Below are 16,176 nucleotides of genomic sequence, written 5' to 3' on the forward strand. Positions count from 1 at the left end.
ATTAGTTTGATAAAATCCACAGCTGCGACGCTAAGAACATCTGGCTAACAACAAAAGATGAGAAGATTGGATCGAAGCAGCTGAATAGAAGAATGGGCATCCGAACCCTGCACATCCCTCATTAAGTAAAGACTCAAGAGTTGACGGAGTGCTAAATAATGAGAAAAGAGGTAACGAGGAAAGAGGTAATAAGACAGGATGTTTAAACACCAGAATGTATCAAAAAAAAGAAGAATGCAGCAGTGTATTCTTGCTCTACTGGCAGGAGCTATAGTGATAATAATAGGCCTGTTTTTATACGCCAAACCAGCTCCACTGAATAAAGTTCAGGCCTCATCTGTGGTTTCTAATGGGGACTTTCGTTTAACTGCGGAGAATAGCTGGGACAACACAGCCAAGAGAAGCTATGTTGATTTGAAATGGGACAAAATCAACAACCTGACCCAGTCGGGGTATAAGCTTTATCAATCAGAGGACGGTTCCAGCTGGAGCACTCGATCGATGACTTACGGGAAAAGTATCAAGGTATTGAATGTTTACCCGGATATTGCTGGCTCTAATACCTTGAAGGGCTGGATGGACGGATTAAATTTGAAGGCAGAGGACGGAAGTAATCTCATTCAAGTAACCGCGGTGTCCATATCCGATTTTAATACCAATCCCGATACTTATTTAAAAGGGGGATCAGCTGATTACCAACAGGACGTTATTATGTTTGGTAGCTGGGACAGTAACAATGAGAAAGACATTTCTGAAGCAGCGGCTCAGGCAACGGTTAAATTCCTTGACTCCGGCCGAGGCGTATTATTTGGTCACGACACGGTTTACAAAGCGCCGTATGTCAATGCAAAACAGAATTGGTGGAAATACTTTCATGACCAGAAGGATTATTTAGGTATCGGTCACGAAAGCAAAACAGAATTCACCGATGGAAATGCGGGGTTAGTAAACAGCAAGTATTGGACTGGTTCACAAAAAGTAAAAATCATTAATGATGGTTATTTGATGAAGTATCCCTTTGAATTAGCTAATGAACTAGTTTTGAACATTCCTTATTCTCATAACATTGAATTTGCTAATAAGAACATAGGAACCACTTGGGCGGAGTTCATTGAACCGTCAGGAAATTTCCCAAATCCAATTTATGACGAAGGAGATTGGCGCGGCGGCTGGTACTTAAAAACCAACGATAGCGTCGCCATGATTCAAACCGGTCACAGTGGAGGCCAATCGACCCAAGATGAACGAAAAATTATCGCGAATGTCCTTTATAATCTGGCTCAGGTGTCTTCTGAAAGCAATGCGACAGATTATTCCGTTACCGATGATCAAGGTCCTGAGAAGCCGAAAACACACGTAAATGTTTACGACGGAAAGGATTTGACGTTTCAGATAGAGGCAGCCGATAAAGGCAAAGACTATCAATTTTATGTCGAGGCGGACACGAAGGATCAAGGAGTATTGAAATCAGATGTGGTGAAAGAAACAGTTGCCAGTAATGTCGCCGGGTATTTCTTTGAATTTTCTGATTCCCCCACCAGTACCTTAACAGCCAGAGTTGAAGGTCTAAAGGACGAATTCGGTCGGATTGATCCGGCCAAGTATGACCTATACGTAGCACCAGACACTAAGACAGTTGACTACAATACGGCTGGTAATAAAACGATTTCCGCTGAACATGCAGTCGGCAAATACTTACATGTGGTTGCGGTTGATCGGGCCAACAATATTGGTGAAATTGCTAGTCAAAAGGTTAAGGATACGCCTAAATTATTGGGATTTGAAATAGAACGTACAGCAGATGAAGCCAAAATTGTGGAGCTGTCCTTGAACGCTGCCAATATTGGCAACCGGATGAAATCCATTGAGATTCAAATTCCTAAAAATACCGAGATTAAGGATTATGCTGCACTACAGCTGCCAAGTGGCTGGTATTCCTTCAAAAACAGTGAGACCACGGACTATTATTCCTTTAGCTTTGCGATGGGCAGCAACAATAGTGTCGCGGTAATTGAAAAGTTCTTAACGGACCTGCGTTTTACCATAAAGGATCCAGTAAACGATCCCGGTAATATCACGATCTTTTTACATGAAAAGATCTACACCTCCTGGGTAGATGGCAATGGTGTGACCCACTATTATGTTTTTATGCCAGAGATGACAGCACCTGGGAAGAATTGGTTTGAAGCTTACAACAGTGCCAAAACCTTGAGGTATCGAGGACTAACTGGTTACCTGGCAACGATCACCTCAGCCGAGGAGCATGATTTTATTTTCAACAATATTGCCAAAGAGCCCGGATTGTTAGGTGGTACACGAGGCGTGTTAAAAAATGGCACTAAAATTAACGATGAAGCTATCATCCCTCAAAATGCAAGTGATTATGACATTGAACAGGACAACTGGTATTGGGCGAACGGACCGGAGGCCGGAGAAGTTTTCTACGTTGGTAAAACTAGAAATGGCGGGTACACTCCAGCCGGGGCTTACAGTCTATGGGGTACGCCTAGTGAACCGAATAATACATGGATCGAGGGAAGCCAAAAGGAATACATTCTTCAATTTGCCAAACGTGGCAGCAAAAATTGGAATGACCTACCCGGAACGCTAAGCTATCGCTCTATTTGGAATCATGGCTACTATGTCGAATTCTCTGAATATGGCGATCAAAAAGAAGGGGTGGAGGAAACCGACGTTGCCTGGAGCGCCGCGATCCCGCAGAAAATATCGCTTAAAGCCTACGAAGAACAAGGAGCAGCAATTCCCTACGGTGATCTTTTATACGATCAGCAGCTAAGGATTGAACAAACGATTACCGTTCAACCCAAAACGATCGACCTTTATGAATTCCTTGAAGTTCAGGATACAAGTAATACACCAAGATCGCTGACCTATCAGGTGCTTGCTTCCTACCAAGAAGGGAAGCTGATTTACACCTTCCGTGGGGCGAAGCTGCACGTACGACAGGTTATTTTAGAGGATCACTCAGAAATACCGGTACCTAAAGAAGGGTATTTGACGCTGAAAAATCGAAAGTACAACAATAATAATCCAGAGTTGGATGCCAGCTATCAGAACAATCGGATTATTTCCTCTGGTAGACAAGCAGACAATCCATCGTTTACTGATGTCATCTTCTCAACAAAGCATCAAAAGGATGAGAGAGATGAAACTGTATTGGATATAACTGTGCCAGCTTATTATCACTATGAGGGATACCATGTAACCACTCAGGAGCAAGACCCTAATGGTGCCAGTCACCAAGGAAATTCTAGCCTGACTCCTGGAATACCAGCAATGAGTCAAGCGAGCTTATCCACCGATCAGGAATTGTGGCTCACCCTTTATTTGCGACCCAGTAAAGGGGCAGACAGCAGCCCAGAATTATACAGCTGGGATTATGAAGTCAACAAATTCAATAAGATCAACCAGTAGTAAAAAATACGTAGACCTTATTAAAAAAAGCCCGTGTTTACAGCGAAAAGCGAGTGGGAAATAGTGAATGTTCTTTGCTTTCATTGGAGATGCGAACTTTTTATATAGTCAAGCCTGAAGAAAGCCGGAGAAACAGGATGCAGCAGTGTCCGGCTTTCCTCAGAGAGGCTTAAGTGAATGAGGACTGAGAAAAAAAGGGTGAATGAGATGTTTAGAAGGAGCAAACAAAGAATTCCAAAAGGTGTTTTAGGGTTATTGATAGGCACAATCCTAGCAGGAATAGGGCTGCTTTTCTATTTTGGAAAAGAGCCCATCCAAACGATTCAAGCCTCATCGGTGGTTTCGACTGGGGATTTTCGTTTAACGGCGAATAACAGCTGGGATAATTCAGCCAAAAGAAGCTATGTCGACATGAAGTGGGATAAAATTGCTAATCTGTCACAATCTGGTTATAAGCTTTATCAATCAGAGAATGGGTCAGACTGGGATATCCGCTCAACAACGTACGGAAAAAGTATTAAGGTATTGAATGTTTATCCTGATAATGCTGCATCAAATACGTTAAAAGGATGGATGGACGGACTGAATCTGAAAGGTACCGACGGCAGCAATTTGATTCAGGTGACACCTGTAGGGATTACAACGTTTAATGGTGCTGCAGACTCCTATTTGAAAAATAGCGCTGGAGAATACCAATACGATGTAATCATGTTCGGTAGCTGGGACAGTAACAACGGCAAAGATATTTCTGTGGCCGCTGCCGAGGCTACTACCCGATTTCTCAGCTCTGGCCGAGGTGTATTGTTCGGTCACGATACCGTTTATAGAACAAAAGCGAGAAACTTTTGGACCTACTTCCATGATAAAAAGGATTATTTAGGTGTCGGTCACGAAAGCGCTATGGAAAGATCAGACGGAATCGTTGATTCTAAGTATTGGACTGGCTCACAAAAGGTAAAGGTGATTAACGATGGTTACTTAATGAAGTATCCCTTCGAAATGGCAAATGGGCTTGTTTTGACGATTCCATATGCGCACAATATTGAACTAAGTAACAAAAATATTGGAACTACGTGGTCCGAATTTATTGAACCTTCCGGTGGGTACCCCAACCAACCCTATGATGCGGGGATTTGGCGCGGGGGGTGGTATTTGAAAACCAACGACAATGCGGCGATGATTCAAACCGGACACAGTGGGGGCCAATCGACACAGGATGAACGCAAAATTATTGCGAATGTCCTGTATAATTTAGCTCAAGTTTCCGTAGAAAGCAACGCCACGGCCTATTCAGTGATCGATGATCAAGGACCAGCTAAACCTAAGATTACAGCTAAAAGCAGCAACGGAAAGGATTTAAGTGTTCAGGTAAAGGCTGCCGACAAGGGGAAGGACTATCAATTCTATGTTGATGCGGACACGAAGGACCGTGGTGTCTTGAAGTCAGATATAGTAAAAGAAACGGTGACCAGTAACGTTGCCGGCTACTTCTTCGAGCTGTCTGATTCACCGAACAGTACCTTAACGGATCGAGTCAACGGATTAAAGGATGAGTTTGGTCGAATTGACCCTAGTAAGTATGACTTATACGTAGCACCAGATAGTAATGCGACTGACTATGACACTTCGGGCAATAAAAATGTTTCAGCAGACAATGTTACCGGCAAATACCTCCATGTAGTTGCTGTCGATCGCGCCAATAATATCGGTGAGATTGAAAGTCAACGAGTAATAGAGCTGACTAAATTGATGGACTTTGGATTAGAACGAACGGGAGACGAAGCAAAAATCGTAGATCTAACGATGGATGCTGCAACCATTGGGAATCGGATGAAATCAATCGAGGTCCAGATTCCTAAAAATTCCGAGATCAAGAATTTTAACTCGCTGCAGCTGCCTGGTGGCTGGTACTCCTTTGAAAACAGTGAAACCGATAGCTACTATTCCTTCAGTTTTGCGATGGAAGCCAATAATGATCCGGCAACGATTCAATCATTTTTGGAATCGCTGCGCTTTACCATCAAGAATAATGTCAATGATCCAGGACGGATAAACATTATTCTCCATGAGAAAATTTATACCTCGTGGGTGGACCCAAACGGAGTCAATCATTATTATGTGTTTATGCCAGAGATGTCCTTGCCAGGCAAGAACTGGTTCCAAGCTTATAATAGTGCCAAACAGCTAAGGTATAAGCAACTGACAGGTTATCTGACAACGATCACTTCTCTAGCCGAGCACGACTTTGTTTTTAATAATATTTCCAAAGAACCTGGATGGTTAGGCGGCACACGAGGAGTTGTCAAGACAGGAAGCCGCAAAATCAATGATGAATCCACTGTACCTCAGAATGTCTCCGATTATAATCTCACCTTAAAAGATTGGTATTGGGCGGACGGGCCAGAAGCAGGGCAAGTATTCTACAATGGAATAACCTATAGTGGTGGGAAAACACCTGCTGGAGCATACAGTGCGTTTAATTCTAAGGAGCCAAATAATTCTGGTGGAGTAGAGTTTACACTGCAATTTGCTCAAAATAACAGTAAATATTGGAATGACTTACCAGGTGATCTAGGATTTTGGGCGAGCAATCACGGATATTACGTCGAATTCTCTGAATACGGCAACCAAAAAGAAGGCATCGAAGAAACCGATGTAGGCTGGACCGCAGAAATGCCACAAAAAATCACCTTCCAGGCCTATGAAGAACGAGGGGCGCGTATCTCATATGGTGATTTGGTTTACGATCAACAATTACGCTTAGGAAAAGCCATTACTGCTGAACCGAAAAACATCGATTTGTACAAATTCGTGGAGCTGCGAGATATGACAGATGCTGAAAGAGACATGGATTATATCGTAGAACCTCAGCACCAAGAAGGAAAGATGATCTATACTTCTCGCGGAGCCAAACTGCATGCTCGGCAAGTGATCTTGGATGCGAATGCGGAGATTCCAGTACCTAAGGAAGGCTATTTGACAATTAAGAATCAGCGATTCAATAATAATAATCCAACCTTGGATACCGATTATCAAAACAATCGAATCCTTTCATCCGGCAAACAGGAGGATAATCCGAGCTTTACTGATGTAGTTTTTTCAACGGTACATCAAGAAGACGGACAGGATGCATCCTTACTTGAACTGACGGTACCAGCTTATTACCAATATGAAGGCTACCATTTAACGACTCAGCAGCAGGATCCAAATGGTGCAAGCCATCAAGCAAATAAAACAATAACACCAGGTATACCAGCAGTCAGTCGCGACAGCTTTTATACCGATCAGGAACAGTGGCTGACCATCTATGTACGTTCCACTAAAAGAGATAGCAAGACCCCAGAACTTTATAGTTGGGATTATGAACGAAATAAATTCGACAAAGTTCATACCATTCTACCATCGTAACAACGATTCAAACTAAGTAAAGAACCGGAAGTGTCTATATTCTATATATAGATGCTTTCGGTTTTTTGCAGCAGCATTAAAGGAGCAAATCTTTTCCTCTTTTATCTGTTCACGTTCTTAGTCGGATTCTTAGTGAGTTAAGTATAGGATATAAATAATCGGACACTGAAAAACGGGTGTCCTTTCTTAGTTCTGCAGCTATTATTCTATTTTCAAAGAACAAATTATTTATAGAAAGAGCAAAGCGACAACCTGCGAATGGGCCCAATTCGCAAGCGTCAAACTTTATTGCTTCGTCATGAATCATGATCATCCAGCAAGTGGTTCACGATTGCGAGAACCACACCGACAATAATCGGAGCTAGAATATACTGTACAAAAGGTTGCACATCCATCACCTCCCTTCAGTACAGGAGCATGATCCAGACGAAGGTTATCTACCTACGCTGGTAAATGATCAGATTAGTATCAAGAAGGGGCGTCAGGCGGATCTTTTCGCTGCTGACGCTCTTTTTCTTTGGCTTTCCTTCGCTTTCGGCGTCGTACCAATTCCTTAACGACATCGTAAGGACTGCCAGCAGGTGGAGAGAAAGTCTTTTCTTCCTCTAAAGTTGTTGTTCCTTCAATAGAAGGACAAATAGTTGTAGTATCTTCAATCGCTGTACCTTTCTCACTAGCTGAACGAAGTGCATCGTGCACCTCACTTCTGATGGGTGAAGCTAAGGATACTTCAGGAACTTTTGGTGCTTCCTGCCAAGTACAACGAAGTGCTGTCAGCTGCTCCGGTTTTTCTTCTGGAACAGACACCCCAGATAATTCATCCCCTTCAAAAATTGGTCTTTCGATAATTTCTACGTATTTGGCCTTCACTACTTCTTGGAATAGGCCAACGCCATCTTTTTCAAACAGATTTAAGCTGCTTAACAATTCCAATGATTCTTTGATTTCTTCCGGACTCTTTGTAGTATCCGGATCTTTAAAAGTAAAATTATGCTTCTTGCCTTCACTATTTAGGAAGGTGGAAACTAGTCTGATCATTTTGTGCCTCCTTTCATTTATTTATTCGCGTAGGTGAGACGTACAGTAAATATCATTTTCAGGTGGCTTCAGTGTCAGCTTCTGTATGAAATAGCTTAGCAATTTGTGACTTTATAAGAGACTTGGTTTTTTCAATAAACTTGCGAACAGGATTCAGTTTTAAATTCAGTATCCGCAACTCACTAGTTTCAAAATAATCCACGAAATACCAGAAGAACTGCTTCATGGTTTTCGTTGCTTTAGTATTCATAAATAAGTACCGAACTAAGTCTTGCAATACCAGAGCGAACTCCTTTGCACCAAGCTGATAGCGTACACGTAAAGCAATCAATAGTTTGATGGTCATGGTGCCATTCTGGGTTTCCTGATAGTATTCCATGAGTCTTTGCTCGATGGTTTCGAGTTTAAGGTTAAATAGTTGCTGGTGCGTAAAGGGTTGCTCTGCCATAATAAATTTCTCCTTTTTGTTTGATGATGAATAATAAGTAGTTAAACCGAATACCTAGGAAATTCAGTTTGCTTGATTAAGTAAGAGAAGCCCGGCACGTCTGCCGATGCTTCTCAATTGGTAATTATCGTGCCACAGGTTCTTCTTCAAAGATCGTTGTTTCAATTGTTTCGACATATTTTGCGCTAACAACCGTTTCAAATAAACGAATGCCATCCTTCTGAAACAAATTTAATTGAGCCAGTTCCCCTAATAGACCTTTGATCTGTGAGGGTGTTTTCGACGTATCTGGATTACTCAAGCTCCATGTCTGCGATTTTCCTGCCCCATTTCTAAAAATAGAAACTAATTTAACGACTCGATTCATACTTATTCAACCTCCTTTGTAATTCTTGATTGGACAGTCATGATCACACTATCCAATGAGCTGCCTTGCTGGGATAGCTCTGCCATGATCTCTCCTAATTTCACCACATCTTCTTCGGGTGGATTATCAATCACATTTGAAAAGTTCACTTTCTTCTGTTTGTCTTCCCCTGCTTGTTCGATTTGTAACTGTAATTTTGTGCCCAATTTCTGAATCATTTTTCAAATTCCTCCGTTTTCTGTTTTTGGTTTATTTGGTAGTGCTTGTTGTGTTTTCCGGCCGGTGACTAAACCATACTTGAATAACAAAAATTTGAAAACTGCACGATTAGCGTTCGGACTGCATGATTGGCTCTCTAGTTTTTTTGAAGAAGCTTGATTTAATAGCGATTCAATTTTTCTGAGTGGCGCAAAAGAGGGCTAATCGTGAGGTCAGAAAAACTTTTTGTTTCCAAAGAAACAACATAGACAATGCGAGGAAAAGCGGTATAATCCCTGATACTAACGTGCTTGTATTGATGGAAGACAAAAAGTAAGCAAGAAAAAAGTTGCTTCCGTCTCCCTAATGGGAATTAAAATAACGGAAACAACTTTTCTGTTTAGTTTAATAGGTGCTACTGATCGAATAATTCGAAGAAGGCTTTATGGTTCCAGCGATCCAAACCGCTCTGATAGCCAAACCGTAAAATCGTTTGCAGGGCGAGTTCTTTTTCGAACGCCTCCTTGAGCAGCCGAAGCGGCAGTGGGAATTTTTGCAGCCGCGGTCGTTGACTGAGCGAGCGTGCAAAAGGTGTGTCTGGCACGCCTAAGACAGACAAAGGCGAGATCGGACCGATCAACCCAGTGGAGAAATGGTCCCGTTCAACAGTGGCCAAAATCAATAAGGCAATTTCGGCATAATTTCGAATGGTTTGACTTGTTAAACAGACCTTGATAGTCGGTCCATTACATAAATGGATCCATGTAAAAGGTCCCTCTTCTTTCAATTCCACAATCTCAAAAGGGTTGATCCAAACCGTATGATTTGGTTTTCCCAAAGGAAACAAGACGGAAGTGAAGCTGACCATAGGCATCCGATAGTGACCAAAACAGTTCAAGCGTCTCAATACCCGAGTCAATGCAGGATAGTCTAGAAAATTATGGGCTCTTTCATAGGTCTTAAGCGTAGTAAAGGTTTGTTTCGGGTAGTAATAACTTTTCCCTTGGTAAAAGACCACGCTCTCATTTCGTTCTGGAATAGGCAATACTAAAGAGAGGGTTTGGTTTTCTTGTGGTACATAAGGTTCCGTTTGACGTAACAGCCCTTGCCAAGCATCGGAATTCTTCTCACAATCTAATAATGGGTTGGCCCCAACAAGTTCCTCAGGGGAAGTCTTTTTTTGCATAGTCTTTACTCCTATTTCTTTCTAAATTTTTATTCGTTTAGTGAATCGTTTCAATTTCAGAGAGTTTACTTGAATGGTTGTGTTTCAAAACAAAAAGTGGTTGCCAGAATCGCTGGTCGCTTTGAAGCGTGTCGTTACTCGTGCGCACGAGAAGATTCGGAAGGAAGAGTGGCTCCTTCAAAGCGAGCGATCAGCCAAACAAGTTGTTCACTGACCTCAAAAATTACTGACAAATTTACTAATAGCTATATGGGAATAGTTATTAGTAAATAAAATAATACATGAATTTCAATGCCTTGTGTGACCATAACGCAATAATTTTTCTTCCTGAAAACACCTGTGAAACAAACAATTTAATTTAATGGAATAAAAAAATAATTTTTCGAGTATAATACTTAGCGTAACAATAATTTAATTCAATAGAATTGGGAATAATGCTAGGAATGATTATGGAAATAGATGTTAGTTGTTGCTAAATTAATGTCTTAGTCTTAAGAAGACCAGGATTTTTTTGAGGAAAGTAGTCTTTTTTAAACGATCGATTAATTTAATTATAGAATACGATGGATAAATGTGCAATATGTTTCAAAAAAATAATTGAAATGGTAATTTTTCGGCTGTTTTCCAGAGGAAATGAGGAAAAATGACTATAGATCACGATAAAAGACGTAAAATTGATGGGTGTTCCAGAGACCGTCAAAAGCACCGTCGAAAACAAAGGAGTGTACAAACATGCGCAGAGGCGAAAATATCTATTGGCGCAAAGATCAACGATGGGAAGGCAGATATCCGAAAGGAAAAAAAGCGAATGGTACGACGAAATACGGATCAGTATACGGAAAAACCCTCACAGAAGTTCGTGAAAAGCTGTATCCTTTGAAGGTGAAATACCAAATTATTTTAAAAAATCAAGGACAGGTAACGATGTCGGTGTATGAATGGGGGCATCAGTGGCTGGCCGAATCACAAGAAACCATTAAAGAGTCCACCTATGCCAACTACGAATATAAACTGACCCATTATGTATTGTCGGTTTTGGGGGATTGTGCACTGAATGAACTAAACGAAGCAAGCGGCGAAAAATTGTTGGAATCCTTGAAACAGCAACAATTAAGACCCGCAACAATTCAAGCAATTTTCCGTATTATCAAGCAGTGTATCAATGCAGCCATTCGTAAAAAGCTGTTGAAAGAAAATCCGTTTACCCGGATTTCGCTGCCTAAGTTAGTGAAAAACAACCATCAGGTACTCACTAAAAGAGAACAAAAACGCTTAGAAATGACAGCACTAGCCGAGAAAAATGGGAAAGGATTGCCGACACTGTTAGCCCTTCATGCGGGATTACGGATTGGAGAAATTGCGGCATTATCTTGGAAAGATATTGATTTTGACAACAAAGTCATCCGTGTACAAGGTACTTTTCAGCGGATCTTTGGGGTATTTGACGGAAAGAAAACCCAATTGCTTCACAGCAGTTCAAAGACGATCTCTTCGACCCGCTCCATTCCTATGAGTCAGACAATAAGAAAGGCATTGTTACAGCAGAAGACGGAGACTAACAGCGAATTCGTCGTTTCCAGAAAGCACCAGCCCATGGAACCACGCTTAATCACCTATCATTTCCATAAAATTCGTGAGAAAGTCCAGCTTGTTGGGACCAATTTCCATCAACTGCGCCATACTTTTGCGACACGCTGTTTGGAAAGCCAAGGGGATATTGTCAGTGTGAGTGCCTTAATGGGGCATAGCTCTACTCAAATGACCCTAGATACTTATGCCGCATCAATGATGGAGCAGCGTATTCAAGTCGTCAAACAAATGGAAAAGTTTATTATAAACAAATAAAACGTTTTCAAAATGATAATTGGGAATTTAAGGAAGAACCCTTACTGCTTTTACCTAGTAAGCGCTTACCAAAATAACTTATGTTTTTCTATTTATTGAAAAGACCATAATTAGCCATTATTTATTTTGATAATAATCATTCTTAGGTGATGTTATTGAAAAAAAGAAAATGAAGGAGTCGTTTTCAATTGAGTCCGCCGTCAACTACCGTCGAAAGACGGTTTTTTGTTGTTCTGATAGCCTTTTCGCTGGTTCTCCTGGTCTTCTTAAGACCAAGTAAAAAAGAGTCAAATGACTGATAAAAGTATAGAGGAATTATGTGAATAGATCAAAACTAACCGGTATAAGACAGAGGGGGATGATGGATTTTGTTCGGATTCGGCAAGCAGAAGAAATCGGATTTTCAAGAAGGACCACAGGAAGATTATTACTACGATGAGTACGAAGAAGGCTATGAAGAGGACTACGGGTACGATTCTTATCCAGAAGAAGGGTATGAACGACCAATTGAATCGCATAAAGAATACGAACGGGGAGGTAGACGTTCACGACAACGAATAGAAGAGTATCAAGAAGATCAGACAGCACAAGAGGATCCAACTGTTGATAAGGAACAACCGCTGCAACAGGAAGTCGAACGACTAGAAGAAACCGTTGCGCAGTTAAAGCATCAATTAGAAGTCAAACAGACCGAGCTTACGGGTATGGCTACTACCTTAACTGAAAAAGAACAGGAGCTTCAAGATCAAAAAGTTGTCAATGAGCAACAAAAGAATCAGCTCAATGAACAGGGAGATCAGCTGACTCAGTTGAAGGAAAAGCTAGAACAACTGAATCAGGAATTAGATGGAAAAGTAGGAGATTCGGCTGCATTAGTAGAAGCTAAGCAACAAATTAACCAACTAAAACAGAAACTGTCAGCCAATGAAGCCATGAAGGATGAACTGGCGAATATCTTAGTGGAATCCAAGAAACAAGAACGGGAAATTCTAGAACGAGCAGAGTACGAAGCCAACGGCATTCGTCATCAAGCCGAACATGAAGCCCAGCAGTTGATGCACGATGCAGCTTTGGAACTGCGGGTGATGAAGCAGGAAATCAAGAATTACCGCAAGCGTCTGCGTGCAGTTCAAGACGAAACGGCTCAATTCTTCGTCAAATTATTGGCGAACAGCGATCATCTATTAGATGAAGAGTAATAGAAGGGATGAACCACAGTGAAGACGAAACAGACACAGGTTGCACTGTATCCCACTCCGGCACCGAAGATGACTACACGGTTAGCTGAAACGGAATTATTGGCGTCCATCGAAAAAGCTTGTGAGTATTTGTATGTACCAGAAGGTAGTTTAGATGGACACCAAAGAGATAAAATTCGGACACATTTTCAACAGCTATTTCAATGGATGGATGGTAGCTATCACTTAGAGCTGTTGTTAGAACCTAACGAATTTGATTGGCAAGCTTACTGGCAAGCCATCCAACAGTTCTTTCCCCAGTTTGCTTGGTTGAAGGCGCAAACCGAAGAATCAAGATATGGGCGACAAATCTATCGCTTTGATTTTGTACCGCTGACACTAAGAAAAGAAGGCTTTCCCTTTGCAGTTCACTTAGAAGAAAGTCTTTCTCAACAATTTGCTTTGACACCGGCGGAAGCTTTGAAGCGAGCCGAACAGCTTTTTCAAGAATTAGCTGCACAACAACTGGGAAAATCATTGAAAAAGTCGGTTGCGACAGTTTCTGTCGATCCAGTGGAAGAAGCATCGGTATCAGTGGATCGAATCCAAAAAGAGGAAGAAAACCTCGAGAGTCAAAGCAAAGCCCGCTTGCGAGCCGTGAATCAAAAGCTGGAGCTGGTCATCGAAAAATTAGAACTTTCGATGCTTCACAGCGGCATCCAGTACTTTAAGCAGGAACAGAAAGAAGAAAGTAACTGGGACAAACGTCTCAAGATCAGCTTACGAGAATATACCTATCTATTACAAAAGGCACGCTTTCTAGAACAAATGTGGCATTTAAATGGTGAGTTAGTGAATAAGACCGAAAAGATGACGGTGACTGCTAACCAGCTAGTCTATGAACGAGATCAGGTGAAACAAATCAAAGCCAATTTCTCGGCACGGGATATTCATTTTATGTTGTATGAATGCCAGGTGATTGAATCCCGCGCTCAAGTCCATGCCAGACCTTGGTTTCGAAAACCTTATGTCAAATTAATGAAGATGGACTATGACAATCTGTTAGGCAAAGCAGCGTACTTTGATTTATTGCAAGGAGAAAGTTCAGTATTGGAAAAAATTGTGCGAGAACATCAAGATGCCTCAGTAAAAGAAGCTGAGGAGGCTGGCTGAGGCTGGACACCCCATTCTTTGAGTCATTGGTCCTTTCCAATGAAGGCTGGAGTAGTCTTTGTTGGATTGTATCTTGTATTTTTTAGTTTTTTTCAGACCTATCACAGGCTGTATCCAAAATATTCTGTCAGTGGTGTATCGATGTACCCAACCTTTAAAGAAGAGGAAGTGATTCAAATTAGTGCGCATCATAAACCCAAACGTTTTGATGTGATTGTCTTACATCCACCAGAAAATCCGGAAGGGACCTATTTAAAACGGGTGATTGGCTTACCAGGTGAGCGGATTGATTATCACAACGGTAAATTATTTGTCAATAAAAAACGGGTAAACGATCCTTTTGCCCAAGAAACGGAAGATTTTAACTGGGATAACTTTTCCAGAGACCGAATCCAGGAAGGCTATTACTTCATCTTAGGAGATAATCGAGAATTATCTTATGACAGTCGCCATTTTGGGTTAATTACCGAACCTCAAATCTTAGGGATTGTTCAAGAGGGGAACGATCAGAAATGAAGACACTGCAGGAAAAAATCGAATGGTACACCTTTTGGTACTGGATTTACTGGTTGTTTTCGTTAGTAGTTCTGCTTGGTGTCGTTGTTTTAGGAATTTTCTTTTACTTTACGGATTTCCAGGAGGTAGTGACAGTTAGCCAATTGTTTTTACTACTATTGTTAATGTTGTTGGCGATTTATCTACGTATGACAGCTTTGCATTTTCACTCCACACTGCAGACGTTAAAACGAACCGCTCGACCAAGAAAAACGAGAGGCCGACCATCAGAAGGGCGGAGGCCCAATGAAGACTAAAATTCTGCTGGAAGTTTTTGTGCTAGTTAGTTGTTCATTTATCTGGTGGCAACAACCAATAAAACAAACAGTATCGGCTGAAACGAAAGACCTGATATCTTCTCAGTCAGAAACGATTCAAGAGGTGATAACCGCGTCTACTGTTATCAGTACAGGGAGAGAAGAAGTCATAGCATCAATCGCTTCTTCAACCGCTTCTTCTATTAAAGAGATTGAAAGCAACGAACAGGAAAAGAAAAAAACAAATGATTTAATCGTAGGTTCAACAGAGAGTGAAAAAACAACGGAAAAGCCAACTACTTCTACCTCAATAGTCTCAGAAGGAGTAAGCGAAATTCAGACGCCGCTTCCAATAGAAAAAGCAGAAAAAAATTATCAGTTTTCAGTGAGTAAAAATCAAACCACTGAATCCTTCATTCAACTCATTAGAAAAGAAGCGCAACAAATTTCATGGGATGAAGAGCTGTATGCCTCCGTCATGATTGCTCAAGCCATTTTAGAAACAGGGTCAGGGAATAGTCAATTGTCCCGACCACCTTATCATAATTTGTTTGGAATCAAAGGAAGTTTTCAAGGAAAGCACGTGTCTTTCAAAACACAGGAAGATAAAGGGAATGGGGAACTCTATACCATTCAATCTGTTTTTCGACAGTATCCAAGCTATAAAGAATCTTTGGAAGATTATGCCGCACTTTTGAAAAATGGTCTCTCCGGCAATGTTGGTTTCTATCAAGGAACATGGAAATCAAATGCTGGAACCTATCAAGAAGCCGCAAAAGCTTTAACTGGAAAATATGCGACAGATACCGCTTATGACAAAAAATTGATCGCTCTAATTGAAGCATACAATTTAACGATCTATGACAAAGATCCATCGGGAAGCGCTGAAACAGAGCAAGAACAACCAGTTACTGATCAGGCCAAACTAGAAGATAACTCAGAAGAAAAACAGGCAGTTGAAGTTTCTAACGAGACTATTGAACAACCAATGATTGTCAATGAGACAACACAATCAGTAGTAATGATCCCACCAACTGCTCAGCGACCAGCCAAGCAGCTGTCAGGAAACCAACTTGTCCAATGAAAGA

General features: G+C 41.3%; 13 protein-coding genes. 8 read left to right on the forward strand and 5 right to left on the reverse strand.

What is annotated here, in order from left to right:
• Positions 1-273 precede the first annotated feature (273 nt).
• Positions 274-3,435 (forward strand): hypothetical protein, encoded by a 3,162-nt coding sequence (locus IGI49_RS16385; RefSeq protein ID WP_429962539.1) that lies wholly within the window; start codon positions 274-276, stop codon positions 3,433-3,435.
• Positions 3,436-3,642: 207 nt separating this feature from the next.
• Complete coding sequence (locus IGI49_RS16390; RefSeq protein ID WP_429962540.1) at positions 3,643-6,843, forward strand: hypothetical protein; 3,201 nt, start codon at positions 3,643-3,645, stop codon at positions 6,841-6,843.
• 468 nt (positions 6,844-7,311) lie between these two features.
• Here the strand turns inward: IGI49_RS16390 and IGI49_RS16395 are convergent, their stop codons facing one another.
• From IGI49_RS16395 to IGI49_RS16415, 5 genes are all read right to left on the reverse strand, one after another.
• The gene (locus IGI49_RS16395; RefSeq protein ID WP_429962541.1) at positions 7,312-7,881 is read right to left on the reverse strand and encodes a DUF2922 family protein; all 570 of its coding nucleotides are present in this window, start codon (positions 7,879-7,881) and stop codon (positions 7,312-7,314) included.
• A gap of 58 nt (positions 7,882-7,939) precedes the next feature.
• On the reverse strand, positions 7,940-8,329 hold the full coding sequence (locus tag IGI49_RS16400) for a hypothetical protein (RefSeq protein WP_429962542.1): 390 nt from the start codon (positions 8,327-8,329) through the stop codon (positions 7,940-7,942).
• Positions 8,330-8,453: 124 nt separating this feature from the next.
• Positions 8,454-8,696, reverse strand: coding sequence for a DUF2922 domain-containing protein (locus IGI49_RS16405; RefSeq protein WP_429962543.1), 243 nt, complete (start codon positions 8,694-8,696; stop codon positions 8,454-8,456).
• Between the two features lie 2 nt (positions 8,697-8,698).
• On the reverse strand, positions 8,699-8,914 hold the full coding sequence (locus IGI49_RS16410) for a hypothetical protein (protein WP_429962544.1): 216 nt from the start codon (positions 8,912-8,914) through the stop codon (positions 8,699-8,701).
• A gap of 395 nt (positions 8,915-9,309) precedes the next feature.
• The gene (locus IGI49_RS16415) at positions 9,310-10,080 is read right to left on the reverse strand and encodes a hypothetical protein (protein WP_429962545.1); all 771 of its coding nucleotides are present in this window, start codon (positions 10,078-10,080) and stop codon (positions 9,310-9,312) included.
• Between the two features lie 732 nt (positions 10,081-10,812).
• Between IGI49_RS16415 and IGI49_RS16420 the strand changes: the two genes are divergently transcribed.
• The 6 genes from IGI49_RS16420 (at position 10,813) to IGI49_RS16445 (ending at position 16,172) form a co-directional block, all read left to right on the forward strand.
• The gene (locus IGI49_RS16420) at positions 10,813-11,925 is read left to right on the forward strand and encodes a tyrosine-type recombinase/integrase (protein ID WP_429962546.1); all 1,113 of its coding nucleotides are present in this window, start codon (positions 10,813-10,815) and stop codon (positions 11,923-11,925) included.
• Positions 11,926-12,293: 368 nt separating this feature from the next.
• Positions 12,294-13,124: a hypothetical protein gene (locus IGI49_RS16425; protein ID WP_429962547.1), complete on the forward strand. Its 831-nt coding sequence runs from the start codon at positions 12,294-12,296 to the stop codon at positions 13,122-13,124.
• Between the two features lie 18 nt (positions 13,125-13,142).
• Positions 13,143-14,276, forward strand: coding sequence for a hypothetical protein (locus IGI49_RS16430; protein ID WP_429962548.1), 1,134 nt, complete (start codon positions 13,143-13,145; stop codon positions 14,274-14,276).
• Between the two features lie 39 nt (positions 14,277-14,315).
• Positions 14,316-14,792 carry a signal peptidase I gene (lepB, locus tag IGI49_RS16435; protein WP_429962549.1) on the forward strand — a complete coding sequence of 159 codons (477 nt, stop codon included), beginning with the start codon at positions 14,316-14,318 and terminating at the stop codon, positions 14,790-14,792.
• A complete protein-coding gene (locus IGI49_RS16440; RefSeq protein WP_429962550.1) occupies positions 14,789-15,088 on the forward strand; it encodes a hypothetical protein in 300 nt (99 codons plus the stop codon). The genes lepB and IGI49_RS16440 overlap by 4 nt, the downstream gene beginning before the upstream one ends.
• A complete protein-coding gene (locus IGI49_RS16445) occupies positions 15,078-16,172 on the forward strand; it encodes a glucosaminidase domain-containing protein (RefSeq protein ID WP_429962551.1) in 1,095 nt (364 codons plus the stop codon). Before IGI49_RS16440 ends, IGI49_RS16445 begins: the two co-directional genes overlap by 11 nt.
• Positions 16,173-16,176: the final 4 nt, after the last annotated feature.

Origin of the sequence: Enterococcus sp. AZ071, from assembly GCF_050499065.1 — a bacterium.
GTDB classification, from domain to species: domain Bacteria; phylum Bacillota; class Bacilli; order Lactobacillales; family Enterococcaceae; genus Enterococcus_A; species Enterococcus_A ferrettii.

Excerpts from the sequence above, each read along its gene's own strand:
- IGI49_RS16440 (WP_429962550.1), top strand. The coding sequence starts at position 14,789 with ATGAAGACACTGCAGGAAAAAATCGAATGGTACACCTTTTGGTACTGG.
- lepB (WP_429962549.1), top strand. The coding sequence starts at position 14,316 with ATGAAGGCTGGAGTAGTCTTTGTTGGATTGTATCTTGTATTTTTTAGT.
- IGI49_RS16405 (WP_429962543.1), bottom strand. The coding sequence starts at position 8,696 with ATGAATCGAGTCGTTAAATTAGTTTCTATTTTTAGAAATGGGGCAGGA.
- IGI49_RS16415 (WP_429962545.1), bottom strand. The coding sequence starts at position 10,080 with ATGCAAAAAAAGACTTCCCCTGAGGAACTTGTTGGGGCCAACCCATTA.
- IGI49_RS16395 (WP_429962541.1), bottom strand. The coding sequence starts at position 7,881 with ATGATCAGACTAGTTTCCACCTTCCTAAATAGTGAAGGCAAGAAGCAT.
- IGI49_RS16400 (WP_429962542.1), bottom strand. The coding sequence starts at position 8,329 with ATGGCAGAGCAACCCTTTACGCACCAGCAACTATTTAACCTTAAACTC.
- IGI49_RS16390 (WP_429962540.1), top strand. The coding sequence starts at position 3,643 with ATGTTTAGAAGGAGCAAACAAAGAATTCCAAAAGGTGTTTTAGGGTTA.
- IGI49_RS16445 (WP_429962551.1), top strand. The coding sequence starts at position 15,078 with ATGAAGACTAAAATTCTGCTGGAAGTTTTTGTGCTAGTTAGTTGTTCA.
- IGI49_RS16410 (WP_429962544.1), bottom strand. The coding sequence starts at position 8,914 with ATGATTCAGAAATTGGGCACAAAATTACAGTTACAAATCGAACAAGCA.
- IGI49_RS16420 (WP_429962546.1), top strand. The coding sequence starts at position 10,813 with ATGCGCAGAGGCGAAAATATCTATTGGCGCAAAGATCAACGATGGGAA.